At 60.6% G+C, this 23,637-nt stretch carries 24 protein-coding genes and 1 riboswitch; of the genes, 19 read left to right on the top strand and 5 right to left on the bottom strand.

Annotated features, from left to right (window positions below):
• Positions 1-5: 5 nt before the first annotated feature.
• Positions 6-2,102 carry an ATP-binding protein gene (locus NOM06_RS14875; protein ID WP_255912136.1) on the top strand — a complete coding sequence of 699 codons (2,097 nt, stop codon included), beginning with the start codon at positions 6-8 and terminating at the stop codon, positions 2,100-2,102.
• Between the two features lie 249 nt (positions 2,103-2,351).
• On the opposite strand, the gene NOM06_RS14870 is transcribed toward NOM06_RS14875, so the two are convergent.
• From NOM06_RS14870 to narQ, 3 genes are all read right to left on the bottom strand, one after another.
• A complete protein-coding gene (locus NOM06_RS14870) occupies positions 2,352-2,927 on the bottom strand; it encodes an LON peptidase substrate-binding domain-containing protein (RefSeq protein ID WP_005334473.1) in 576 nt (191 codons plus the stop codon).
• Between the two features lie 103 nt (positions 2,928-3,030).
• Positions 3,031-3,669 (bottom strand): two-component system response regulator NarL, encoded by a 639-nt coding sequence (gene narL / locus NOM06_RS14865; RefSeq protein WP_033136243.1) that lies wholly within the window; start codon positions 3,667-3,669, stop codon positions 3,031-3,033.
• Positions 3,669-5,381, bottom strand: a complete 1,713-nt coding sequence (narQ, locus tag NOM06_RS14860; protein WP_100653336.1) for a nitrate/nitrite two-component system sensor histidine kinase NarQ — start codon at positions 5,379-5,381, stop codon at positions 3,669-3,671. Before narQ ends, narL begins: the two co-directional genes overlap by 1 nt.
• 78 nt (positions 5,382-5,459) lie before the next feature.
• Positions 5,460-5,600, top strand: a riboswitch (molybdenum cofactor riboswitch).
• Here narQ and moaA point away from each other — a divergent pair.
• The 16 genes from moaA (at position 5,588) to NOM06_RS14780 (ending at position 18,497) form a co-directional block, all read left to right on the top strand.
• Positions 5,588-6,583, top strand: coding sequence for a GTP 3',8-cyclase MoaA (moaA, locus tag NOM06_RS14855; RefSeq protein WP_255912135.1), 996 nt, complete (start codon positions 5,588-5,590; stop codon positions 6,581-6,583). Its footprint overlaps the riboswitch before it by 13 nt.
• Positions 6,584-6,822: 239 nt before the next feature.
• On the top strand, positions 6,823-7,365 hold the full coding sequence (napF, locus tag NOM06_RS14850; RefSeq protein ID WP_255912134.1) for a ferredoxin-type protein NapF: 543 nt from the start codon (positions 6,823-6,825) through the stop codon (positions 7,363-7,365).
• Positions 7,366-7,394: 29 nt separating this feature from the next.
• The gene (locus NOM06_RS14845) at positions 7,395-7,649 is read left to right on the top strand and encodes a chaperone NapD (protein WP_031227438.1); all 255 of its coding nucleotides are present in this window, start codon (positions 7,395-7,397) and stop codon (positions 7,647-7,649) included.
• 101 nt (positions 7,650-7,750) lie between these two features.
• Positions 7,751-10,240, top strand: a complete 2,490-nt coding sequence (napA, locus tag NOM06_RS14840) for a nitrate reductase catalytic subunit NapA (protein ID WP_255912133.1) — start codon at positions 7,751-7,753, stop codon at positions 10,238-10,240.
• Between the two features lie 16 nt (positions 10,241-10,256).
• On the top strand, positions 10,257-10,994 hold the full coding sequence (gene napG, locus NOM06_RS14835) for a ferredoxin-type protein NapG (RefSeq protein ID WP_255912132.1): 738 nt from the start codon (positions 10,257-10,259) through the stop codon (positions 10,992-10,994).
• Positions 10,991-11,866, top strand: a complete 876-nt coding sequence (gene napH / locus NOM06_RS14830; protein ID WP_255912130.1) for a quinol dehydrogenase ferredoxin subunit NapH — start codon at positions 10,991-10,993, stop codon at positions 11,864-11,866. Before napG ends, napH begins: the two co-directional genes overlap by 4 nt.
• The gene (locus NOM06_RS14825) at positions 11,866-12,321 is read left to right on the top strand and encodes a nitrate reductase cytochrome c-type subunit (protein WP_005334452.1); all 456 of its coding nucleotides are present in this window, start codon (positions 11,866-11,868) and stop codon (positions 12,319-12,321) included. The genes napH and NOM06_RS14825 overlap by 1 nt, the downstream gene beginning before the upstream one ends.
• Before the next feature lie 11 nt (positions 12,322-12,332).
• Positions 12,333-12,923 carry a cytochrome c3 family protein gene (locus NOM06_RS14820; RefSeq protein ID WP_005353459.1) on the top strand — a complete coding sequence of 197 codons (591 nt, stop codon included), beginning with the start codon at positions 12,333-12,335 and terminating at the stop codon, positions 12,921-12,923.
• Between the two features lie 242 nt (positions 12,924-13,165).
• The gene (gene moaB / locus NOM06_RS14815; RefSeq protein ID WP_005344126.1) at positions 13,166-13,672 is read left to right on the top strand and encodes a molybdenum cofactor biosynthesis protein B; all 507 of its coding nucleotides are present in this window, start codon (positions 13,166-13,168) and stop codon (positions 13,670-13,672) included.
• A 9-nt stretch (positions 13,673-13,681) separates the two neighbouring features.
• Positions 13,682-14,206, top strand: a complete 525-nt coding sequence (gene moaC / locus NOM06_RS14810; RefSeq protein WP_101530463.1) for a cyclic pyranopterin monophosphate synthase MoaC — start codon at positions 13,682-13,684, stop codon at positions 14,204-14,206.
• Complete coding sequence (gene moaD, locus NOM06_RS14805) at positions 14,203-14,448, top strand: molybdopterin synthase sulfur carrier subunit (protein ID WP_040065190.1); 246 nt, start codon at positions 14,203-14,205, stop codon at positions 14,446-14,448. Before moaC ends, moaD begins: the two co-directional genes overlap by 4 nt.
• Positions 14,449-14,450: 2 nt before the next feature.
• Positions 14,451-14,924 carry a molybdopterin synthase catalytic subunit MoaE gene (moaE, locus tag NOM06_RS14800; RefSeq protein WP_255912128.1) on the top strand — a complete coding sequence of 158 codons (474 nt, stop codon included), beginning with the start codon at positions 14,451-14,453 and terminating at the stop codon, positions 14,922-14,924.
• Positions 14,925-15,011: 87 nt separating this feature from the next.
• Positions 15,012-15,740 carry a molybdate ABC transporter substrate-binding protein gene (gene modA / locus NOM06_RS14795; protein ID WP_255912126.1) on the top strand — a complete coding sequence of 243 codons (729 nt, stop codon included), beginning with the start codon at positions 15,012-15,014 and terminating at the stop codon, positions 15,738-15,740.
• Between the two features lie 111 nt (positions 15,741-15,851).
• Positions 15,852-16,532, top strand: a complete 681-nt coding sequence (gene modB, locus NOM06_RS14790; RefSeq protein WP_005361814.1) for a molybdate ABC transporter permease subunit — start codon at positions 15,852-15,854, stop codon at positions 16,530-16,532.
• Positions 16,529-17,629 carry a molybdenum ABC transporter ATP-binding protein gene (gene modC / locus NOM06_RS14785; protein WP_255912124.1) on the top strand — a complete coding sequence of 367 codons (1,101 nt, stop codon included), beginning with the start codon at positions 16,529-16,531 and terminating at the stop codon, positions 17,627-17,629. Before modB ends, modC begins: the two co-directional genes overlap by 4 nt.
• Positions 17,630-17,720: 91 nt before the next feature.
• A complete protein-coding gene (locus NOM06_RS14780) occupies positions 17,721-18,497 on the top strand; it encodes an alpha/beta fold hydrolase (RefSeq protein ID WP_255912122.1) in 777 nt (258 codons plus the stop codon).
• A 70-nt stretch (positions 18,498-18,567) separates the two neighbouring features.
• On the opposite strand, the gene moeB is transcribed toward NOM06_RS14780, so the two are convergent.
• Together moeB and moeA are read right to left on the bottom strand one after the other, a co-directional pair.
• Entirely contained in the window at positions 18,568-19,323 is a 756-nt protein-coding gene (gene moeB, locus NOM06_RS14775; protein ID WP_255912121.1) for a molybdopterin-synthase adenylyltransferase MoeB, read from the bottom strand.
• Positions 19,320-20,546 carry a molybdopterin molybdotransferase MoeA gene (moeA, locus tag NOM06_RS14770; RefSeq protein WP_305120799.1) on the bottom strand — a complete coding sequence of 409 codons (1,227 nt, stop codon included), beginning with the start codon at positions 20,544-20,546 and terminating at the stop codon, positions 19,320-19,322. The genes moeB and moeA overlap by 4 nt, the downstream gene beginning before the upstream one ends.
• 309 nt (positions 20,547-20,855) lie before the next feature.
• Here moeA and folE point away from each other — a divergent pair, with 309 nt between their 5' ends.
• A complete protein-coding gene (gene folE / locus NOM06_RS14765; RefSeq protein ID WP_005334419.1) occupies positions 20,856-21,512 on the top strand; it encodes a GTP cyclohydrolase I FolE in 657 nt (218 codons plus the stop codon).
• A 411-nt stretch (positions 21,513-21,923) separates the two neighbouring features.
• Complete coding sequence (locus NOM06_RS14760; RefSeq protein WP_201947832.1) at positions 21,924-23,579, top strand: methyl-accepting chemotaxis protein; 1,656 nt, start codon at positions 21,924-21,926, stop codon at positions 23,577-23,579.
• Positions 23,580-23,637 lie beyond the last annotated feature (58 nt).

Raw genomic sequence — 23,637 nt, 5'->3', positions numbered from 1 at the left:
ACAAGATGATTGGCAACAGTGAACTGGAAGCCCTCGGCGACAAATTGCAGACCACGCTGGTCGATCTTATGCGTTGCCGCGAGCGCGAGGCCAAGTATCGTCACGAGTCCCAGACCCTGCTGGGGGGGGTTGCCACCCTCGCCGATGCCAAGACGCTGGAGCAGGTGCTGGAGAGCCTTATCCAGGTGCTCAAACCCTTTATCGGCTTTGAGCACGCGGATGTGGTGGCCTGGGAAGGGGAGCAGGGAAGTACCCACCTCAGTACCGAGCCGATGCTCGCTGCCCGCAGCTGGCGCATGACCCCGGCATTTGCCCGCGCCATTTCGGGTGAAACCCTGGTGATTTACGATCCCGCCCAGCTGCCTGAGCTTGCGCCGCTGGCGAGCGAGCCGGGTTGGGCCAGCGTGATGCTGACCGGGCTGCAGGCCCCCGGTTTTACCGCCACCCTCATCTGCCGCCACGCTCTGGCGGGCACCTTCGATCTCACCAGCAAGGCCGCCATGGAGCGTTGCCGTCCGCTCATCGCCCAGGCGCTTGTCAACATCACCTATCGGGCCCGCTTGCAGGAGCAAGTCGCGGTAAAAACCGAAGCGCTGCAGGCCAGCGAACGCCGTTTTCGCAGCTTCGCCGCCATGGCCTCTGACTGGTTCTGGGAGACAGATGCCGAGCATCGCCTCAGTTATGCCTCTGAGCCGGGTTATCTGGATGAGATGACCCCGCAGGCGACCCGGCCGACCCTCTATGACTACGTCTGCAACAAGCAGAGCTGCGATGCCCAGAAATACCTGCAGCTTTTGGCGCTGCGCCAGCCGGTGCGAGGGGTGCGGATGCAGGTTGCGCTGCAACACGGCCCCTGCTGGATGGAAGTGAGCGCCGAGCCCTGTTTTGACCATGATGGTCTGTTTATCGGTTATCGTGGCACTGCCCGGGATATCAGCAACCAGATCCGCCGTGAAGAGGAGCTGGCGCGGGCACGGGATGAGGCCGAAGCGGCCAACCGTGCCAAGTCCCAGTTTCTGGCCATGATGACCCACGAGATCCGCTCGCCCATGAATGCGGTGTTGGGGATGCTCGATCTGGTGCAGCATGCCGAGCTGGCGCCGGAGCAACAGAGCCTGCTGCGCCATGCCACCCACTCGGCCAGATTGCTGCAAACCATCATCGACGACGTACTCGATTTTTCGAAAATCGAGTCGCAAACCCTGGTGTTTCACTGCGAGACCCTGCAGCCCGTCCAGCTTTGCCAATCTCTGGTCGAGCCGCTGCAAGCTCGCGCGACCGGCAAGGGGATCGCGCTGGTTTATCGGGTCGATGAGTCTGTGCCCCGGGAGTTGCAGGGGGACCCGATGCGTCTGTCACAGGTGATGGGCAATCTGCTGGACAACGCCCTCAAATTTACCGAGCAGGGGCAGGTGACACTGCACCTGGGTTGGCAGGATGAGAAGCTGCTGATCTCGGTCTCCGACACCGGGATCGGGATCGCCGATGCGGATCAGGCGCTGCTGTTTGAACCCTTCTCCCAGGTCGACAACTCGGCCACCCGGCGTTTTTCCGGTACCGGCCTCGGTCTTGCCATCAGCAAGCGTCTGGTGACGCTTATGGGGGGGGAGATCCACCTGAAGAGCGAGCCGGGCAAGGGAAGCTGCTTCTGGTTCGAGCTGCCCGGTATGGCGCTGCCTTGTCATAGCCAGCCGCAGTGGGAGGAGGGGGCTTCGGCACTGCTGCCACTGGATGTGCTGGTGGTGGAAGACAGCCCGGTAAATCAGCTGGTGGTATCGCTGATGCTGCAAAAACTGGTGGGCAAGGTACGGCTGGCTGCCAATGGTCTGGAGGCGCTGGCACAGGTGGATGAGCAGCTCCCGGATCTGATCCTGATGGATATGCGGATGCCCCTGATGGACGGGCTGGAAGCGACCCGACGCTTGCGGGAGTTGGGATGCACTATGCCAATCGTTGCCCTGACGGCTAATGCGATGGCGGAGGACAAGGCGTGCTGTCTGGCGCAGGGGATGGATGACTTTCTCGCCAAGCCTATCACCTTGTCACGGCTGAGAGAGTGTTTGCAGCGTCACTTTGGTCAGCGGTTGCCGACGCGCGGATAAAAAAAATGGTCAACTTTGTGGGTTGACCAGTTCTTCAGCAAATACTGAAGAGAGCACGGGATAAATCGGGTTGTATCAATCTATATGAAAAATCTGTGCCAACTTTTTAGGGACTCTTTTGTGTTCAATTTTGGCCGTTTAGCGCAGCGGCTCTCTCTTGTTATGGCGTTTTGCGTTCCTACTTACTCGCAAAATGCGAATTTCACATTTTCATTGTTGGAATAATTGCATTTTGCAACGCTGTTTTTGTCATTGTGAAATCAGGCGATGCAGAAATTTACGGGCCGCTTCGCTGTTTTGTTTGGCAATCAGCATCTGCTTTTCATAAATCGGCATCGGCAATATCTCGAGCCAGCGCTGGCAGAGCCAGGCGGCATCTTCAAAACGCTTGTCCGGATAGAGCTCATCAAGCTCCGGATACTGCTCGAACACTTCCCGCAGGCGATTGACCAGCAGCTTGTCGTTGAAATCTGAGTGAGTGCTCGGCCAGTTAGGCAGCATCTCCACCTTGGCCCGGCGCAGGCCCATCTCGTCTGTTTCCATCTCGTGGATGCAGAAGCGCTCCAGTCCCAGTACCGTCACTCCTAGCAGGCCATCATTAAGGGTGTAGAAGTCGGTCACCTTGACCCGGGTGCCCACCGGCAGAATGCGGCCGGATTGTCCCGAGGTGGTCGACTCTTCCATCACGATGCCAAAGCCCTGATCGTTGATGAATGACTCCTTGAGCATCTGCAGGTGGCGTGGCTCGAACAGACGCAGAGGAAGCTTGCCGCCCGGCAGTATGTGGGAAGGCAAGGGGAACAGTGCCAAAGGTTGTAGTTTCATGTTCCATCCTCCATTGAGTAGTTGCTGAATATGACAATGCAGCGACTGTGCCAGAGAATGAAAAAAGCCACCGGAGGGTGGCTTTTCGGGCGGTTGAGAGCGCTTAGTTGCGCTGCTCCAGATACATGACAGCCGCTTCCACGCGGCTTTGCGCCTCGAGTTTCTTCAGCAGGCTCTTCACGTGAACCTTGACCGTTCCCTCGGAGATATGGAGTACCGAGGCGACCTGTTTGTTGGAGAGGCCTTTTGCAATTTCGCGCAGGATTTGCATTTCGCGACGCGTTAAGCTTTCCAGCTTCTGCTGCAGGTGATCCAGCTCGTAGATGTTTTCGAGATAGGGGCGCAGCGGTTCGCTCAGGATCTGCTTGCCGGTCATCACGTCGGCCAGCTGGGCCAGCAGCAGATCAGGCTCGGTATCCTTGAGCAGGTAGCCGTCGGCACCCGCCTTGAGCAGGGCTACCACATCCTGACGGGCATCGGAGACGGTGAGGATCACCACCCGGGAGGTGATCTCTTCGGCCCGCAGCGCCTTGAGGGTATCGAGGCCGGAGAGCCCTTTCATATTGAGATCGAGCAGGATCAGATCTGGCTCTGACTCTTTGGCCAGCGCCACGGCGTCTGTGCCGTTGGAGGCTTCACCGGTCACTTCCATGTTCTCTTCCAGAGCCAACAACTGCACAATCCCTTTGCGCATGAGGGGATGGTCATCTACGACCAGAACACTGTATTTCATCTCGTCCATCAGGCGTCTCTCGCTAGACTGGTGGGAAAGGTCAGATGCACGCAGGTGCCTTGTGGTTGCTGCTCGTTGATGGTCAGCAGACCGTGCAGTTTGCTGGCGCGCTCGTTCATGATGCTCAAACCGTAATGGTTGATCGCCGAGCTGGCGAGTCCGATCCCGACACCGTCATCTGAAATCTGAACCTCGATGTTACCACTGGCGAGGGTCTCACAGCTAACATCAATCACTTGCGCGTTGGCATGTTTGATGGCATTGAGCACTGCCTCACGGATCAGCTGCAAAATGTGGATATGCTGGCCCGCCTCCAGGTCGTTGTCGGCCAGTCCGTAATGGAACCGGATTTCGGCCTGGGTCTGAGGCTGCAGTTGATCAAGCATGACGCGGATCGCTTCCCCCAGATTGGCATCGCCAATGGTGAGACGGAAGGTACCGAGCAGTTCGCGCAACTGGGTATAGGCATTGCTAAGCCCCTCGTCGATCTGCTGCATCGCCTCCTGCGCCTTGTCATGCTGCCCCTTGGCGTAAGAGCGCTTGAGCAGGGTGGACTGGATCTTGAGATAGGAGAGGGCCTGCGCCAGCGAGTCGTGCAGCTCCCGGGCGATCACCGCCCGCTCCTCCATCAGCAGCAGTCGCTGCTGTTGCAGCAGGGTCTGGTCTTTGTGCAGCACTTGGGCCAGCAGCATGGTGAAGTTCTTGATCAACCGCTCATCGATGGGGTGCTGGCTGATGATGTCGAGGCGGCCGAACTCCTGCTCATCCATCTGCAGATAGAAGCTGGCGACCGCATCGAGATCGCCGGGCCAGCCGGTGCGCCCCGAGATGTAGACCGGCATGGCGTTGTGCTCGAAGCGGGTCAGCCGGATATGGTCGATATGCTGGTGGGCGGCGGCGCGGTCCAGCAGTTTGATGAGGGTACGGGTGCTGAGCGGGGCGGCGTGCAGCTTCTGGGCGGTCGAGTAGAGAAACGAGAGGGTGTCGTTGGCCTGTTGCAGCTTGGCGGTTTTCTCTTCCACCTTGTTTTCCAGCTCCCGATAGAGCTTACCCAGCTCGTCGGCCATGGTGACGAAGGCGCGCGACAGCTCCCCCAGCTCATTTTCGCCGTGGGCGGGCAGTTGAAGATCGAAATCCTGCCGCTGGATCTGGCGGGCACAGTAGACCAGCTGGTTGAGAGGGGCGACCACCTGCTGGCGGGTGAAGCGCACCGTGAACCAGGCGATGGTGATGATGGCCAGCAGGCCGAGCCCCTCCGCCAGTGCCAGCATCCGTACCTTGAATTCCACGTGGTACTGCATCTGATTGACGAAATTGTCGATGGCCGCCACAAACTGCTCGGTGTTATCGGTGTACCGTCTGGGGGTGCGATCCTCGATGTGCTGGCGCATCACCTGCCACTGGCCGAGCACCTCGCCATAGGTGCGACGCAGGGAGGCAGGCGTGATCCAGCGCTGGGTCTCCTGCAGCTCTTCGGCGTGCAGGGTCTCTTCAAACTGGGAGAGGCGCCCCAGCACGCTGTCGCCCCGCTCGATTTCGTAGGCCATCCGGTAGGCTTGCATCCGCAGCGAACCGGAGAGGTTGATAGCCTTTGCATCGGGTACCGAGTAGAAGAGGGTGACCATGGCGACCAGCGCGATCAGGCTGGCCATAAAGAGGATCAACACCATGGCGCGGCCAATGGCACTGCTGACCGAATGGACCCTGAACCGTTTTCCCATACTGATGCGCACCTCTGAATAGTGATAAGGACCCCGCAAGATGCGTGGGAGTGTACTCCAACTTGTGTTAGCATCGAAAAACTAGATGAACTCCGAGCGGTTTTGCCTAAGTCCTAGCGATAGGGGGAAACCAGCCGTCAGCCGACGTTCGAGCTGTAAGGGTCAGGAAAGAAATGCCCTGGCCTCCCGTATTTGGAAAGGTGTTTATGTTGCCACTTGAAGATGGTTTTTCCCGTCGTTTTTACTATTTGCGTCTGTCAGTGACCGATGTGTGCAATTTCCGTTGCACCTATTGCCTGCCTGACGGTTATCGTCCCCCCGAAGGTCACAAAACGGGGCGTCAATCCTTTCTCTCGATTGACGAGATCCGCCGCGTGGTCAGCGGTTTTGCCGCCATGGGCACCCGCAAGGTGCGCATCACGGGGGGCGAGCCCTCCCTGCGCCGCGATTTCACCGAGATCGTCAAGGTGATTGCCACCACCCCGGGTATCGAGAAGGTCGCCATGACCACCAACGGCTATCGCCTCAAGGAGCGGGCTCAGGAGTGGTTTGATGCAGGACTCAACGCGCTGAATGTCAGTGTCGACAGTCTCGACCCGCGCCAGTTTCATCAGATCACCGGTGAGAACAAGCTGGCCGAGGTGATGGAGGGGATCGAAGCAGCACTGGCCGCCGGTTTCAAATCGGTGAAGATCAATGCTGTGCTGCTCAAGGGGCTCAACGACTACCAGCTTGATGCCTTTCTGGGCTGGATCAGGTACAAGCCCATCGAGCTGCGCTTTATCGAGCTGATGCAGACCGGCGAGATGGATACCCTGTTTCGTGACCACCATGTCAGCGGCGAGCAGATCAAACAGCGCTTGCTGGAGAGCGGCTGGGTGCAGCAGTTGCGGGGCACGGATGACGGTCCGGCGCAGGTCTTTATGCACCCCGATTCGCAAGGTGGGGTGGGGCTCATCATGCCCTACAGCAAGGATTTCTGTGCCGGTTGCAACCGGCTGCGGGTCTCCTCGCTGGGGAAGCTGCATCTTTGCCTGTTTGGCGACAACGGCATCGACTTGCGGGATCTGCTCGGCGCAGATAGGCAATCTGATGAGCTGCAACAGCGCATTCGCGCGGCACTGGCGGGCAAGAGTGCTACCCATCGTCTCCATGAGGGCAATGCCGGCATCACCCCTCATCTCGCCTCGATCGGCGGATAGCCGCAAAAAATCGCCAACGATTAAATAGCAATCCTCACATGGAGGTATTTTAACCGATACCTCCATTTTTATTGCGCTGCAAGGCTTTGATCTGGCGCAAGAATCCCCCCTGTTTATCTCCCTGGTGGTATATCCCTTACCTTGTCAGGGCCGCAATATACACCCACTCTTATAATTGGTATCAAGAATGCCAATCATGGACTCGCACTGTCCCCTTTTTCACCAGAACAGGAGTCAACATGCCGGATGAGATCGATCTTGCCCGCCGCGGCCTGTTCCGGGGGCGGCTGAGAACTGCCGAACCGCCGGTGCAGTTGCCCTGGTCAGTCAACTGGTCGGCATTTGTCGCCGACTGCACCCGCTGCGGGGATTGTCTGGCCGCCTGTCCGGAGCAGATCCTGGTGAATGGCGAGGGCGGTTTTCCGGTGGTCGATTTCCAGCGTGGCGAGTGCACCTTCTGTACCGAGTGCGTCACGGTCTGCAAGGTGCCGCTGTTTCGCCCGACCAGCGAGTCTCCCTGGCACTATAAGGCCCATATCGAGGCCAACTGTCTGGCCAATGGTCAGGTGTTCTGCCAGCGCTGTCAGGACAGCTGTGAGCCCAATGCCATTCGTTTTATTCCGGTGCTGGGGCGTGTGCCCACCCCGACGGTCGAGCCGGATCGCTGTAATGGCTGCGGCGCCTGTGTGAAGGATTGTCCGGTTGGCAGCATCAAGGTCGACGGGCGAGCCGCCCCATCCGGTGGTGCGAGCCAGCCCACCCTCAAGCAGGAGTCAGAATGAGTCAGAAGCCGTGTGACACAGAAGCCACAATGGATCAGGAGTTCCATGTATCGAGTCTGGTGGTGCTGACTCAGCCCCCTTTGCGCCATCAGCTCGCCGAGCAGATTGGCGCCCTTGAAGGGGCCGAGATCCACGCCGTCAGTGACGAGGGCAAGCTGGTCGTGACCCTGGAAGGTCCGAGCCAGCGGCCGATCATGGCGGCCATTGATGCGATACAGGCGATGCCGGGTGTGCTCTCTGCCGCCCTGATTTACCACCAGTTCGATGAACTGGGCGGTCACTGAAAAGAGTGATGGGATGCCGGGCGTGCCCTCTGCGGCTGATGGCTGGCTCCCGTTCGACAGATTCGACAACTATTACGCGATAAGCAATGTGAGGATATGCCATGAAGCTGAGTCGACGCGACTTTATGAAGGCCAACGCGGTGGCAGCTGCCGCTGCCGTGGCCGGTGTCAGTGCCCCCACGCTGGCAGCCAATCTCATCACCAGTACCGACAAGACGGCCATCCATTGGGATAAGGCTCCCTGCCGCTTCTGCGGTACCGGCTGCTCCGTGCTGGTGGGCTCTCAGGATGGTCGGGTCGTGGCGACTCAGGGCGACCCCGATGCGCCGGTTAACCGTGGCCTCAACTGCATCAAGGGCTACTTCCTCTCCAAGATCATGTACGGCCAGGATCGCCTCACCCAGCCGATGCTGCGGATGAAGAACGGCCAGTTCGATAAGGATGGCGACTTTGCCCCTATCAGCTGGGATCAGGCGTTCGACATCATGGCCGAGAAGTTCAAGGCGACCCTGAAAGAGAAGGGGCCGACCGCCGTCGGCATGTTCGGCTCCGGCCAGTGGACCGTCTGGGAAGGCTACGCTGCCGCCAAGCTGATGAAGGCCGGTTTCCGCTCCAACAACATTGACCCCAATGCCCGTCACTGCATGGCCTCTGCGGTCGTCGGCTTCATGCGTACCTTCGGCATGGACGAACCGATGGGCTGCTATGACGATATCGAGCAGGCCGATGCGTTCGTGCTGTGGGGCTCCAACATGGCCGAGATGCACCCCATCCTCTGGTCGCGGATGTCTGATCGTCGCCTCTCCAACCCGGATGTGCTGGTGCACGTGCTCTCGACCTTCGAACACCGCAGCTTCGAGCTGGCGGACAACGGCATGGTGTTCACTCCGCAGACCGACCTGGCGATCCTCAACTATGTCGCCAACTACATCATCCAGAACGACAAGGTGAACTGGGACTTCGTCAACAAGCACACCGTGTTCAAGAAGGGGGTCACCGACATCGGTTACGGCCTGCGCCCGACTGATCCGCTGCAGCAGAAAGCGAAGAACCCGGACAGCGGCGATGCCACGCCGATGACCTTTGAGGAGTTTGCCAAGTTCGTGGCGGATTACGATGTGGAGTCGGTCTCCAAGCTCTCCGGCGTCTCCAAAGAGAAGCTGGAAAAGCTGGCCAAGCTCTATGCCGACCCGAGCAAGAAGGTGGTCTCTTACTGGACTATGGGCTTCAACCAGCATACCCGTGGCGTCTGGGCCAACAACCTCTGCTACAACATCCACCTGCTGACCGGCAAGATCTCCGAGCCGGGTAATGGTCCTTTCTCACTGACCGGCCAGCCCTCTGCCTGTGGCACCGCGCGTGAAGTGGGTACCTTTGCCCACCGTCTGCCTGCCGACATGGTGGTGACCGAGCCCAAACACCGCGCCATTGCCGAGAAGATCTGGAAACTGCCGGAGGGGACCATTCCCGACAAGGTGGGTTTCCACGCCGTGCTGCAGGATCGCATGCTCAAAGATGGCAAGCTCAACGCCTACTGGGTGATGTGCAACAACAACATGCAGGCCGGCCCCAACATGAATACCGATCGCCTGCCTGGCTATCGCGATCCGCGCAACTTCATCGTGGTCTCCGACCCGTACCCGACCGTCACTGCCCAGGCCGCTGACCTCATCCTGCCGACCGCCATGTGGGTGGAGAAAGAGGGGGCCTACGGCAACGCCGAGCGCCGCACCCAGTTCTGGCACCAGCAGGTGAAAGCGCCGGAAGGGGCCAAGTCCGACTTGTGGCAGCTGATGGAGTTCTCCAAGCGCTTCAAGGTTGAGGAAGTGTGGCCGGCTGAACTGATTGCCAAGATGCCGGAAGTGAAGGGCAAAACCCTGTTCGACGTGCTCTATGCCAACGGTCAGGTCAACCAGTTCCCGAAAGAGCAGAGCAAGGGGATGCTGAACGACGAAGCCGAGCACTTCGGTTTCTACGTCCAGAAGGGCTTGTTCGAGGAGTACGCCACCTTCGGTCGTGGCCACGGTCACGATCTGGCACCGTTCGATCAGTACCACGAAGCGCGCGGTCTGCGCTGGCCTGTGGTAGATGGCAAAGAGACCCTGTGGCGCTACCGTGAAGGGTTCGACCCCTATGTGAAAGCGGGCGAGGGGGTGCGTTTTTATGGTAAGCCCGATGGCAAGGCGGTCATCTTCGCCCTGCCGTTCGAGCCCGCCGCCGAGTCGCCCGATAAAGAGTACGATCTGTGGCTCTCCACCGGTCGCGTGCTGGAGCATTGGCACACCGGCACCATGACCCGTCGGGTACCCGAGCTTTATCGCGCCTTCCCGGATGCGGTGCTCTTCATGCACCCGGACGATGCCAAGGCTCGCGGCGTGCGTCGTGGTGAAGAGGTGATCGTCTCTTCCCGCCGTGGCGAGGTGAAGACCCGTGTCGAGACCCGTGGTCGCAACCGTCCGCCGAAAGGACTGGTCTTCATGCCCTTCTTTGATGCGAGCCAGCTGGTCAACAAGCTGACCCTGGATGCCACCGATCCGCTCTCGAAAGAGACCGATTACAAGAAGTGCGCCGTCAAGGTGATGAAGGCTTAAGGCGGGGGAGTGCGAGATGAGTCGTAGTCGTCGCCAGTTTCTGGCCGACATGGCCAAGGGGGCCTGCGGTGTGGGCCTGCTTGGCGTGGGGCTCGGCGGCATGGCACGCCAGCAGGCACAAGCTGTGCCTGCCCAGGCGCTGCGTCCGCCTGCCGCCCTCGATGAAGCAGATTTCCTCAGCGCCTGCGTGCGTTGCGGGCTCTGCGTCGAGGCCTGCCCCTACGACACCCTCCAGCTCGCCCGGCTGTTTGACCCTGTGACCACTGGTACCCCCTATTTTAAGGCGCGTACCGTGCCCTGCGAGATGTGTGATGACATCCCTTGCGTGGTGGCCTGTCCGAGCGGGGCGCTGGATCAGCAGATGACCGACATCGATCAGGCCCGGATGGGGGTGGCTGTGCTCATTGATCACGAGACCTGCCTCAACTATCTGGGGCTGCGCTGCGATGTCTGTTATCGGGTCTGCCCGCTGATTGACAAGGCGATCACTCTTGAGCTGCAGCATAACCAGCGTACCGGCAAACACGCCATGTTCCTGCCCACGGTACACAGCGATATCTGTACCGGCTGTGGCAAGTGTGAGCATGCCTGCGTGCTGGAGGAAGCGGCCATCAAGGTGGTGCCACGCCAGCTTGCCAAAGGTGAGCTGGGTCATCACTACCGGCTCGGCTGGGAAGAGAAGGCCAAGGCGGGGAACAAGTCGCTCATCGGCGACAGACTCACCCTGCCCACACGCAAACCGGAGGGGTTATGAGTCGTTATCCGGGGGAAGAGGCGCGCATCAAGCTGGGGTGGTGGCGTTCCCATCGCTTCCTGCTGCTGCGTCGGCTGAGTCAGTTCAGCGTGCTCGGGCTGTTTTTGCTGGGGCCGCTGGCGGGTATCTGGATCCTCAAGGGCAACCTCTCCAGCTCGCTGTTGCTGGAGACGGTGCCGCTGACCGATCCCCTCACGCTGTTGCAGTCGCTGGCGGCGGGTCACTGGCCCATCACCACCCTCTGGCTGGGGGCTGCCATTGTGCTGGCCGGTTACTGGCTGGTCGGGGGGCGGGTGTTCTGCTCCTGGGTCTGTCCGGTCAACCTCATCACGGATGCAGCAGCCTGGCTCAGGGGGCGACTTGGCCTCAAGGGCAATGGCCAGTTCAGCCGTGCGACCCGCTACTGGCTGCTGGCCATGGTGCTGGTGGTGCCAGCGGTGGTCGGGGTGATGGCGTGGGAGCTGGTCAATCCGGTGTCGTTCGCCATGCGCGGTCTGCTGTTTGGCATGGGGGCGGGCTGGGCCCTGCTGGTGGCGCTGTTCCTGTTCGATCTTTTCGTGGTTGAGCGGGGCTGGTGCGGTCATCTTTGTCCGGTGGGGGCCTTCTATGCCCTGGTCAACCGGGTCGGATTTATCAAGATTTCTGCCAAGGGGCGCGAGCGGTGCAACAACTGCATGGATTGTTATGCGGTCTGCCCGGAGCGTCCCATCCTGCGCGGGCCTGTTCACGGTGCCAAGCGCGGTCACGGGCCCTTGATTGCGGCTCAGGAGTGTACCAACTGTGGCCGCTGCATCGATGTCTGCGCGGAACAAGTTTTTGAAATCACTGTAGGTTTTGCCGTCAAGGCAGAAAAAACGTCGGAGAACAAATAATGAAAAAGCTGATTGGAGCAATGCTGGCCTGCCTGATGGCGGGATCCTTGATGGCAGCGGCCCCCGAGATCACCAACAGTACCGGTGGCCTCAAGTCCGAGCGTGGCGCCACCGATCTGGTGACCGATGCCACCGCCGCGCCCCTGAAAAACTTCCGCAAGGATGGTGCGCCCTACGATCGCCAGTACATGCATCAGCCGCCGCTGATCCCCCACGACATTCGCAACTACGAGGTGGATACCAAGGTCAACAAGTGCCTGGCTTGCCACAGCTTCAAGAATGCCAGTGCCATGAAGGCTCCCAAGATCAGTCCGACTCATTTCGAGACCCGCGACGGCCTGACCCTGGGTGAAGTGTCGCCGCGTCGCTACTTCTGCCTGCAGTGCCATGTGCCGCAAGCGGATGCCAAGCCGCTGGTGGAAAATACCTTTAAACCGGTTGAAGCGCTGAACTGAGGAATCCATAGATGAAATTACCCGGCTTTATCCAGCGTCTGTGGACCACCTTCAAGTCACCATCGAAGGCGGCTCTCTGGGTCATCCTGCTGATGGGCTTCTTCGGTGGCGTGATTTTCTGGGGTGGTTTCAACACCGCCATGGAAGCATCCAACACCGAAGCCTTCTGCACCAGCTGTCACGAGATGAAGGACAACGTGTTCGAGGAGTACCGCGACACAATCCACTACGCCAACCGCTCCGGCGTGCGGGCCAGCTGCCCGGATTGCCATGTACCACACGAGTGGACCTACAAGATCATCCGCAAGGTGCAGGCTTCCAAGGAGCTGTGGGGCATGATCACCGGCAAGGTGGATACCCGCGAGAAGTTCGAGTCGCACCGACGCGAGATGGCGGAGCGGGAGTGGCAGCGGATGAAAGAGACTGATTCGCGCGAGTGCCGCAACTGCCACAACTTCGAGTACATGGACTTCTCCCTGCAGGGGCAGCGTGCCGCCAAGATGCACTCTACCAATCTGGCCAGTGGTGAAAGTACCTGCATCGACTGTCACAAGGGGATAGCTCACCAGCTGCCCGACATGACCGGGGTGAAAGGGTTCTGATCCTGCGACGACAGGCCGGGTTTGCCCGGCCTGCATTTTGTTCATATATGGGACAAGCATCAGATTTGTGTGTCTTTTAAATCCCATATCTCGTGAAACCTTTGATAGAATCAGCCCGCCGTCACACGCTTGAGCAAGTTGGTCACCCCTGTCTGCGTCAGTTTTTGCGCCCTGACAGCTGGCCTCTCATACCCCTTCTCTTCCTGCCTCGTTGACGGCCCATAGCCACAAGGAGCTGCCCGATGGGACAGAAACACAACGCATTTATTCCCCTCAAGATCGCCGTGCTGACGGTTTCCGACAGCCGCACCGCCGCCGATGACAGCTCGGGCGACTATCTGGTCTCGGCCCTTACCGACGCGGGCCATCAGCTGGCCGATCGGGCACTCTGCCCGGACAACCTGTTTCGCATCCGCGCGCGGGTGAGCGAGTGGATCGCCGATGAGGGGGTGCAGGTGGTACTGATTAACGGCGGTACCGGCTTCAATGAACAGAACCGGGTACCGGAAGCGGTCGGTGTGCTGTTCGAACGCACCGTACAGGGTTTTGGCGAGATGTTCCGTCAACTCTCTTTTGCCGAGATTAAAGGCTCCGCCATGCAGAGCCGTGCGCTGGCGGGACTCGCCAATCGCACCCTGATCTGCTGTCTGCCCGGCTCCACCGGCGCCTGTCAGCTGGGTTGGGAGCAACTGATCCGCGATCAGCTCGATGCCCGCACCAAGCCGTGCAACTTTGTCTCCCACCTCTGAGAGCAAGTGATGAACCAGACCGATACCAAGCAGACCCAGCCCAACCTGACGCATCTGAACCAGAGCGGCGAAGCCCATATGGTGGATGTGACCGACAAGCAGGTGACCGAGCGTGAAGCCCGTGCCGAGGCGTTTGTTGCCATGGCCCCCGAGACGCTGGCGCTGATCCTGAGCGGCCAGCATCACAAGGGGGACGTGTTCGCCACCGCCCGCATCGCCGGCATCATGGCCGCCAAGAAGACCTCTGATCTGATCCCACTCTGCCATCCGCTGGCCTTGACCAAAGTCGAGGTGGAGATAGTGCCGCTGCCCGAGCAGCACAAGGTGCATATCCGCACCCTCTGCAAGCTCTCCGGCAAGACCGGGGTGGAGATGGAGGCGCTGACCGCCGCGTCGGTAGCGGCGTTGACCATCTACGACATGTGCAAGGCGGTGCAAAAGGACATGGTGATCGAACAGGTGCGGCTGGTAGAGAAAAAGGGCGGCAAGTCCGGCCATTTTCAGCTGGGGTCAAATAGCGGGGAGCAAGCATGATCAAGGTACTGTTTTTTGCGCAAGTAAGAGAGCTGGTGGCCTGCGATGAGCTGAGCCTGCCGTGCGACTACGCCACTGCCGAACAACTGCGCTCGGCGCTCTGTGAACGCGGCGACAAGTGGGCGCTGGCGCTGGAAGCTGGCAAGCTCTTGGTCGCGGTCAACCAGACCCTGGTGCCCCTCGATACCCCCATCAATGATGGCGATGAGGTGGCCTTCTTCCCGCCGGTGACTGGAGGTTAAGGATGAGCGAGGCAACCATGACCGATCGCGTTCTGGTCCAGCGGGAGGATTTCTCGCTGGCGGACGAATATGCCCGTCTCGCCACCCGCCCCGACAGTGGCGCCATCGTCACCTTCGTTGGCAAGGTTCGCGACTTCAATCAGGGGGAGGAGGTGAAGGGGCTGGCCCTCGAGCACTACCCCGGTATGACCGAGAAGGCGCTGGCCGATATCGTGCAGGAGGCCCGTCGCCGCTGGCCGCTGCAGGAGTGTACCCTCATTCATCGTATCGGCGAGTTGTGGCTTGGCGATCAGATCGTGCTGGTGGCGGTGAGCAGTGCCCACCGCGACGCCGCCTTTGACGCCTGTCACTTCATCATGGATTTCTTGAAAACCCGGGCGCCGTTCTGGAAAAAAGAGCTGACCGCCGAGGGTGTGCAACGCTGGGTCGAGGCCAAGGAGAGCGACAACGCCGCCGCTGCCCGCTGGCAAGCCTGACCTGTTCATCACGAGGGGCGCAGGTTCAACGGGAACCACGGCCCCGCCAAGGGACGCGGATGTGCGAGCCCCATCAGGAGAAAGGGAATGAAACCGCTGTTATCTGTTGTCATCGCAGGCGTCTGCGCCGCCACCTTGCATACCGGTGCCGTGCAGGCCGATGAAGTGAAGGTGGCTGTGGCGGCCAACTTCAAGGGCACCATAGAGCGTATTGGCAAGGAGTTTACCGCCAAGACCGGCCACACCCTGGCAATCTCGTCTGCCGCCACCGGAGTGCTCTACACCCAGATCAGTCACGGCGCACCGTTCGATCTCTTCCTCTCCGCCGATGCGGCGACCCCCGAGAAGCTGGAAAAAGAGGGCAAGGGGAGCGATCGCTTCACCTACGCCATCGGCCAGCTGGGGCTGTGGAAGAAGGGGGGGCCGGCCCCTGACGAGGCGACCCTGCGTAGCTGGAAAGGCAACCTCGCCATCGCCAATGCCCGTACAGCTCCCTATGGTGCTGCCGCCATGGCGACCCTCACCCATCTCAAGATCGATCCCAAGAAGTACCGGCTGCTGACCGGTGCCAACATCGGCCAGACCTGGCAATTTGTCGATACCGGCAATGCCGAGCTGGGCTTTGTCGCCTGGGCCAATCTGGTGGAAGCCGGCAAGACCGGTGAAGCCTGGGCGGTGCCTGCGAGCTTCTATCCCCCCATCGAGCAGCAGGGGCTGGTACTGAAGAAAGGGGCTGGGGTGGAGGCACTGGTCGCCTGGCTCAAAGGGCCGGGTCAGGCGCAGATCAAGGCTGCGGGTTATGCCCTGCCCCAATAAGGGGATGGGCCTGATGCGATACCCTGAGTGGTCGGCCTTCGGGTCGGCCACTCTTTGCAATAAGGATGGAGACCATGCCGTTGGGGGCATTTATCAACCGGGAGGTCGGTAATGAGTGAAGGGGATCTGCTGGCGGTCTGGCTCACCCTGAAGCTTGCGGCTTGCACCACAGCGATTTTGCTGTTGCTGGCACCGCCGCTGGCCTGGTGGCTGTCGCGCAGTCAGAACCGGCTGCGGCCGCTGGTGGAGGCGCTGGTGGCGCTGCCGCTGGTGCTGCCTCCCACAGTGCTGGGGTTTTATCTGCTACTCGCCTTCTCCCCCGAATATGGTTTCGGCGCCTGGTGGCGCGACACCTTTGGCGCCCCGCTCGCCTTCAGCTTTCTCGGCCTGCTGTTTGCCTCCATCCTCTATTCGCTGCCGTTTGTGGTGCAGCCGCTCACCTCCGCCTTCGTCAACATGGGCAACAAGGAGCTGGAAGCTGCTGCGACCCTGGGGCTCGGCCCGCTGGAGCGCTTTTTCCACATCATCTTGCCGATGACCCTGCCCAGCTTCGTAATGGCGGCAGCCCTCGGCTTTGCCCATACATTGGGGGAGTTTGGCGTGGTGCTGATGATTGGCGGCAATATCCCCGGCGAGACCCAAGTGCTCTCCATCGCCCTGTTTGATCATGTGGAGGCGATGGATTACCAGAACGCCCATATTTTGGCTGGCGGCCTGATGGCCTTCTCGCTGGTGATGCTGGTGCTGGTCTATGGTGTGTTGCAGCGCAGACAGCGGAGAGTGTTCGGATGAACCAGCCAGCCACTATTCCGCAAGACAACGCCCTGCACCGCCATGCCCTGAGCCTCCATGCCCGGCGCGAGTTTGGCCCCTTTACCCTCGATTGTGCACTGACCCTCGAGCTGGGGGGGATCCTAGGCCTGTTCGGCCCCTCGGGCTGTGGCAAGAGCACCCTGCTGCGCATCATCGCCGGACTCGATCGCCAAAACGGGGATCGCTTATGGTGGTGCGAGCGGGAGTATGCTCAACTGCTGCCCGAAGCGCGCCGGATCGGGCTGGTGTTTCAGGACTCGCGGCTCTTCCCCCATCTGACGGTGCTCGGCAATCTGCAACTGGCGGCCCGCAAGGGGCGAGGGCGCTGGCAGCCCGAAGCGCTGGCGGCGCGGCTCGGCTTTGCCGATCTGCTGGGGCAACCTGCCCATGCCCTTTCTGGCGGCCAACGCCAGCGTGTAGCATTGGGGCGGGCGCTGCTGGCCGAGCCTGATCTGCTGCTGCTCGATGAGCCTTTTTCTGCGCTCGATCGGCGCAGCCGCATCCATCAGGCCCATGTGCTCAAGGGGTTGCAGCAGGAGAGCGGTATCCCGATGATCTTCGTCAGTCACGCCATGGAGGAGGTGAGCCTGCTCTGCGATCAGCTGGTGCTGCTGGAAGGTGGCAGGGTGGAGGCGCAAGGCCGGCCGAGCGAGATCTTCGCCCGCACTGATCTCTCGCTCGCCAGCCGTGACGATGCCGGGGTGATGCTGGCGGCGACCCTCTCTCACTACGATGAAGAGGAGCAGATGGCGACCCTGCAGCTTGGTGAGCAGCAACTGCGGGTCACCATGACCCAGGTGCCGGATGAGAGCGGCCCTTTGCAGATCAAGGTGGCCGGGCGCGATGTGGTGATTGCCACGGCACCCATCGAGCACTCCAGTCTCTCCAACTGTCTCGTCACCCGTCTGCTGGCGGTGCGCGAGGTTCGCCCCGGCCAGACTCTGTTGCAGTTGGCGCTGGGTGAGCAGATACTGCTGGCTCGGATCACCAGCCGCTCCGCCAGGCGGCTGGCGCTGGCGCCGGAGCAGCAGATCTACGCTTATATCAAGGCGGTGAGTCTGGTCAGCGAAGGCTGATTGGGCGTCGTGCTGATAACGTGGCAGGATGGCCACGGGCAACATAACAACGAGAGATGGTTCAGGTGATGAGTCGAGAGGCAATACACTGATGCGCCGCAATCAGGTGATGAAATTCAACGGGCTTGCCCTGCGCAGCGCAGGAGAGGGCCCCTTGCTGTTGCTGCTGCACGGGCTGGGCTCCTCGAGCCTCGACTGGCAGGCGCAGATCGAACGGTTTTCCGAACAGTACCGGGTGGTGGCGCTGGACTTGCGCGGCCACGGCCAGAGCATGCAGGAAGGGCCGTTTGACGTGGCCACTCTGGCGGCAGATGTAGTGCGCTGGCTTGATGAGCAATCCGGCCCCGCCTGGGTGGTAGGGTTGTCGCTCGGGGCCATGGTGGCGCTGGAGCTGGCGCTGCAACTGCCCCACAAGGTGCAGGGGCTGGTGCTGGTCAACGGTTTTAGCGAGTTTCTGCTGGAAACACCCAAAGAGCAGGAGCGTTACGCCCAGCGTCTCAAGTGGCTGCGCTGGTTTGGCATGCGCCCCCTCGCCTGGTGGCTGGGACGCGAGCTCTTCCCGGGCCCGGATCTGGCGCAGGTGCGCCACACCTTCCGGCTGCGTTTCGTGCGCAATAAAAAGAAAACCTACAAGGCGCTGCTGGAGGCGCTACCGGGCTGGTCGGTGCGCGCCCGGCTCGGCTCCATCTGGCAGCCGGTGGCCATCATCTCCACCAGTCACGACTACCTGCCGCTGGCCAAACGGGTAGAGCAGTTTGCCGCCTTGCCCAACGCCACCATCCACACTCCCAACGGCCACCACGCCTGGCCCGCTGAAGACCCCTCGGGCTTTAACCACCTGTTGCAACGGGTCCTCACGACCCATTGAGGAAGGAGTTGTTAGGCACAGATATCAAAAAGCCGAACCACAGGGTTCGGCTTTTTTGATCCTGTTTGCGTCAAGGATGGGAGCAGACCGGGCAGTCGGGGCGCTTGGGCAGCTTCATCTCGCGGAAAGTGCCGCTCAGGCCGTCAATCATCAGCAGGCGGCCGCTGTAGTTCTTACCCATGCCGGCCAGCAGCTTGATGGCTTCGAGTGCTTGCAGGCTGCCCACCAGACCCACCACGGGGGCGAGTACCCCCGCTTCGACGCAGGTGAGGGCCTGCTCGCCAAACAGAGTGCTGAGGCAGGCGTAGCAGGGCTCATCTTCCTGCCAGGTGAAGCTGCAGAGCTGGCCCTCCAGCCGGATGGCGGCGCCACTGACCAGCGGCACCCTGTGCTGGCGTGCTTTTTGATTCAGCAGGTTGCGAATGGTCAGGTTGTCGGTGCAGTCGAGAACCAGCTGATGCCGTGGCAGTAGGGTATCGAGCAGAGCCTCATCGGCCACGGCAGCGTGGGTCTCGACGTTGAGCCAGGGATTGAGGGCATGCAGCGACTGGGCGGCAGAGTCTACTTTGTAGTGGCCAATGCGCTCATCGTTGTGCAGCACCTGACGCTGCAGGTTGGAGAGCTCCACCTTGTCGAAATCGACCAGAGTGAGCTGGCCGACTCCGGCCACCGCCAGATACTGGCTGGCGGCGCAGCCAAGGCCACCGGCGCCGATCACCAGCACACGGGCCTGCTTGAGCGCCTCCTGTCCCTCGAAGTCGAAGGATTTGAGGATGATCTGGCGGTTGTAGCGCAGCAGTTCGGCGTCGCTCAGGATCTCGCTCACAGCAGCAATCCCCCGAATGGCTCCACGGTGACCGTCTCGCCTGCGGCGACGCAGCCCCGTTCCCGTTCAAGAACGATGTAGCAGTTGGCTCGCGACAGGGAGCTGAACACGGCAGAGTCCTGCGAGCCGGTGCTGCGCACCTCGAGGCCGTTCGGTCCCTGACTCAGGATGCCGCGCTGGAAGTCGAGTCGGCCCGGGCTCTTTTTGAGTGGCTCGGCCACAATGGCCTGTAGCTGAAGCGGGCGCTCGAAGTGCTGGCCCGCCAGCTTGGCCAGCGCCGGTTGCACCAGCTGATCGAAGGTGACCATGGCGGAGACGGGGTTGCCCGGCAGGCCGAAGAACCAGGTGCGGGGCAGACGGCCAAAAGCAAACGGCTTGCCCGGCTTGATGGCGAGCTTCCAGAAGCCAATCTCGCCGAGCTCGTCCAGCAGTTGTTTGGTGAAGTCCGCTTCTCCTACCGAAACGCCGCCGGTGGTGATCAGCACGTCGGCCTCTTCATCGGCACGGATAAAGGCGGCGCGTAGCTGGGCGGGGTCGTCGGGGATAATGCCAAGGTCGAGGCAGTCGCAGCCCAGCCGCGCCAGCATGGCCCGCACGCCGTAGCGGTTGGAGTCATAGATATCGCCGTGAGCAAGCGGGGTGCCGACCGGTTTGAGCTCGTCACCGGTGCTGAAGATGGCTACTTTCAGTGGGCGGCGCACCGCGACAGTGGCCACGCCGAGGGATGCCAGCAGCGGCATCTCTCTTGGGGTGAGGCGAGTACCGGCGGGCAGCACGCAGGCGCCCTTGCCGATATCGCTGCCGGCGCGGCGGATATTCTGGCCCGGTTCGGGTTGTGCCAGAAAAGTGATCCGATCGCCGTCGGCCTGCGTTTCTTCCTGCATCACCACCGCATCGGTGCCTGCGGGAACCGGGGCGCCGGTCATGATCCGCACGCAGTGGCCGGCGGGCCACTCGCCCTGATAGGGCTGACCGGCAAACGCTTTGCCCGCCATGATGAGCGGGGTGCCAGCAGTGAGATCCGAAAGGCGCACGGCGTAACCGTCCATAGCTGAGTTGTCGAAGGGGGGCACGGCGAGGGGAGAGGCGATGTCGCTGGCCAGCACCCGGCCAAGGGCCTCTGGCAGGGGCTGCTGCTCGCTGTCGCAGCAGCAGGCGAGTTGTTCCAGCATCCCTTGCAGGGCATCGCTTAAGGGGAGTAGTCCGCTGGTATCAAATCCCATCGTCATGACCTCTTTCTATGATTGAAGGCGGGATTATCACAAAAATCCCCGGGGATGGGCAGGTTATCTCAAGGGAATCTCGGAGTAATCGGCGCAAAAACGGGGGTAGATGGCCATAAAGTATGAGGTGACGCACAAGTTGACTTGAATCTTGGCGGCAATGGCCGTTTACTATGCCGCCATAACAGATGGCCGTCACATCCCGTGTGGCGGCCATTACAGCGATACCATCGGCCCTGTACGCCGCAATAACATAAGGGGTTGCTCCTTGAGCTGCCCTCACAGTCCCTGAGCGTGGGAGAGAAGATAATGACAACCTTAAGTCCGGAAGCCTTGCTGGTCAGGGCTGCCCTCGAAGCCCAGGGACTGGAAACCCCCCTGGTCACCAACGAGCTTAACAGCCAGCAGAAGCGGGAGAAGATCGAAGGCCATATGCGCTCCATCATGGAGACGCTGGGGCTGGATCTGACCGATGACAGTCTGGCCGAGACGCCGCACCGCATCGCCAAGATGTACGTCAACGAGATCTTCTCCGGCCTCGATTATTCCACCTTCCCCAAGGTGACAGTGATCGAGAACAAGATGCAGGTGGACGAGATGATCATGGTGCGGGACATCAGCCTCACCAGCACCTGCGAACACCACTTCGTCACCATCGACGGCATGGCTCATGTGGCCTATATCCCTCGGGGCAAGGTGATTGGCCTGTCGAAGATCAACCGCATCGTGCAGTTCTTCGCCCGTCGTCCCCAGGTGCAGGAGCGGCTCACCCAGCAGATCTTGCTGGCGCTGCAGACCCTGCTCGGCACCAAGGATGTGGCCATCAGCATCAAGGCGACTCACTACTGCGTCAAGGCGCGCGGAGTGATGGACTCCACTTCCTATACCACCACCACCTCCCTCGGCGGGGTGTTCAAGACCCAGCCCGATACCCGGGCCGAGTTTCTGGGCGGCCTGCGCGGATAAGATGGCGGTTGTTTTGTAACCGCAACGCTGAATAAACGAGACGCCAGCAGCCATTGCTGGCGTTTTTCATTGGTTCCGGATGAGAGTGGCGGCCTGCAACGGCTTGACCCGCGCGGCTTGCCTTATGCAAACGTTATGCATTTTTTCGATTTATTCATCTGAGCGGTATATTTAATCGAGTACGATAAATCCCTCGTTTTCACCTTACAAAAAGTAACCGGACAGACTCTTTCCGAACCATCACAATCCGGTTACTCTAGCGCCCCCTCACGGCTCTCGCTGCCGCTCATGGAATTCAGAGATATTCATCAAGGTTGGATGGTGCGCCACTGAACAGGTGGCCAGATAGTTCATGTCAGGAGGGCGTGAACCGGACGAGTGCTACGAATTTAACGACCACCAGGATATCCCATGAATACCAGTACCATGACCATAGGTAAAAAACTCACCGCCGGCTTTGCCGTGCTCGGTTTGATGGTCGCCTTTATCGGCGGTTTTTCCCTTGTCCAGTTTGGCAACATGAATGATGTTGCCATCCGGTTTACCGACAGCATCCTGCCTGCGGTCAATCGCACAAGTGCGATCGGGGATTCTCTCGGTGAGTTGCGTCGTTATGAGCTGGGTTATTTCGTGGTGGCTGCCGAGCCGCTGAAAAGGGCTGAATATCGGAATATTGCCAGTCAACAGCTTAACGCGATCGCGCAGCAGCTGATTGCCCATGACAAGACGATCTGGCCTGAGGATGTGGCGGAGCGCCGTACCTTCGATACGGTGAAATCTGACTGGGATCGTTACGTCGCCTTGCACCAGCGAGTCCAACAGCTGCAAGACAGCGATCAGCTTGCCGAAGCCCAACGCATCTTCCTTGAGGAGGGGGTTCCCCTTTACACCGCGCTGAGCAAGTCAGTGGCCTCCCTTATTCAGATTAACCATGGTTATGCCTCTGAATCCCGCAGTGACATTGTCGCCTCTTACCAATCCGCCAACCTGAGCGTCACCATCGCACTGGTGATCGGTTTGATCCTTGTGGTGGTGCTCTCCGTGGTATTGACCCGCCAGATCCGCGACCCGCTGATCATGCTGGCCCGTCAGGCCCAACGTATTGCCAATGGCGATCTGGGTCAGGGCGAACTGCAGCAGTGGATCCGTGACAGCCGCTTCAACCGCGATGAACTGGGCCAGCTGGGTTCCGCCATCAACCGGATGCAGGGCTCCCTCTCCGATCTGGTGAGCGAGATCGCCGGCTCCGTGAGCCAACTCAGCAGCGCAGTGGAGGAGGTGAGCGCCATCTCCAGCCAGTCCGCCAGCGGCATGGCTATCCAGCAGAACGAAGTCTCCCAGGTGGCGACCGCCATGAACGAGATGCAGTCCACCGTCAACGAAGTGGCCCGCAACACCACGGATGCCATGAGCGCCGCCAAGGATGCCTCCCGCACCTCTGCTGCCGGCAGCGAAGTGGTACGCAGCTCCATTGCCAGCATCGAAGAGGTGTCGGTCAAGATTGAGCAGGCTGGCACAGTGGTGCAGCAGCTGGAGGCCGACAGCGCCAACATCAGCGTGGTGCTGGATGTAATCCGCGATATCGCCGGTCAGACCAACCTGCTGGCCCTTAACGCGGCCATCGAAGCGGCCCGTGCCGGTGAGCAGGGGCGTGGTTTTGCGGTCGTTGCGGATGAAGTGCGTTCATTGGCCCAGCGTACCCAGGACTCCACCGCCGAGATCAGCAAGATGATCGAGCTCTTGCAGAGCCGCGCCGCCGAGGCGGGCAACGCCATGCAGCTGAGTCGTCACCAGATGCAGGAGAGTGTCGGTCTGGCGCGGGATGCCGGTACCAGTATCGAGACCATCAACGGTGCCGTGGTGCGCATCACTGACATGAACACCCTGATCGCCACCGCCACCGAAGAGCAGAACGCGGTGACCGAAGAGCTCAATCGCAGCATCGTCAACATTCACAATGCCGCTGACGAGAATGCCCAGGGCGCTCATCAGATCGCCCAGGCTTGCGTCGAGCTGAGCAAGCTGGCCAATACCCTGCACCATATGACCCAGCGCTTCACCCTCTAAGGGTTGATGCATGGATAACAGAAGGCCCCGCAATTGGCGGGGCCTTGTTGTTTCTGGC

This window comes from Aeromonas sp. JL9, assembly GCF_024436075.1.
Lineage (GTDB): Bacteria > Pseudomonadota > Gammaproteobacteria > Enterobacterales > Aeromonadaceae > Aeromonas > Aeromonas veronii.
This window is presented reverse-complemented; position numbering and strand designations above follow the sequence as displayed.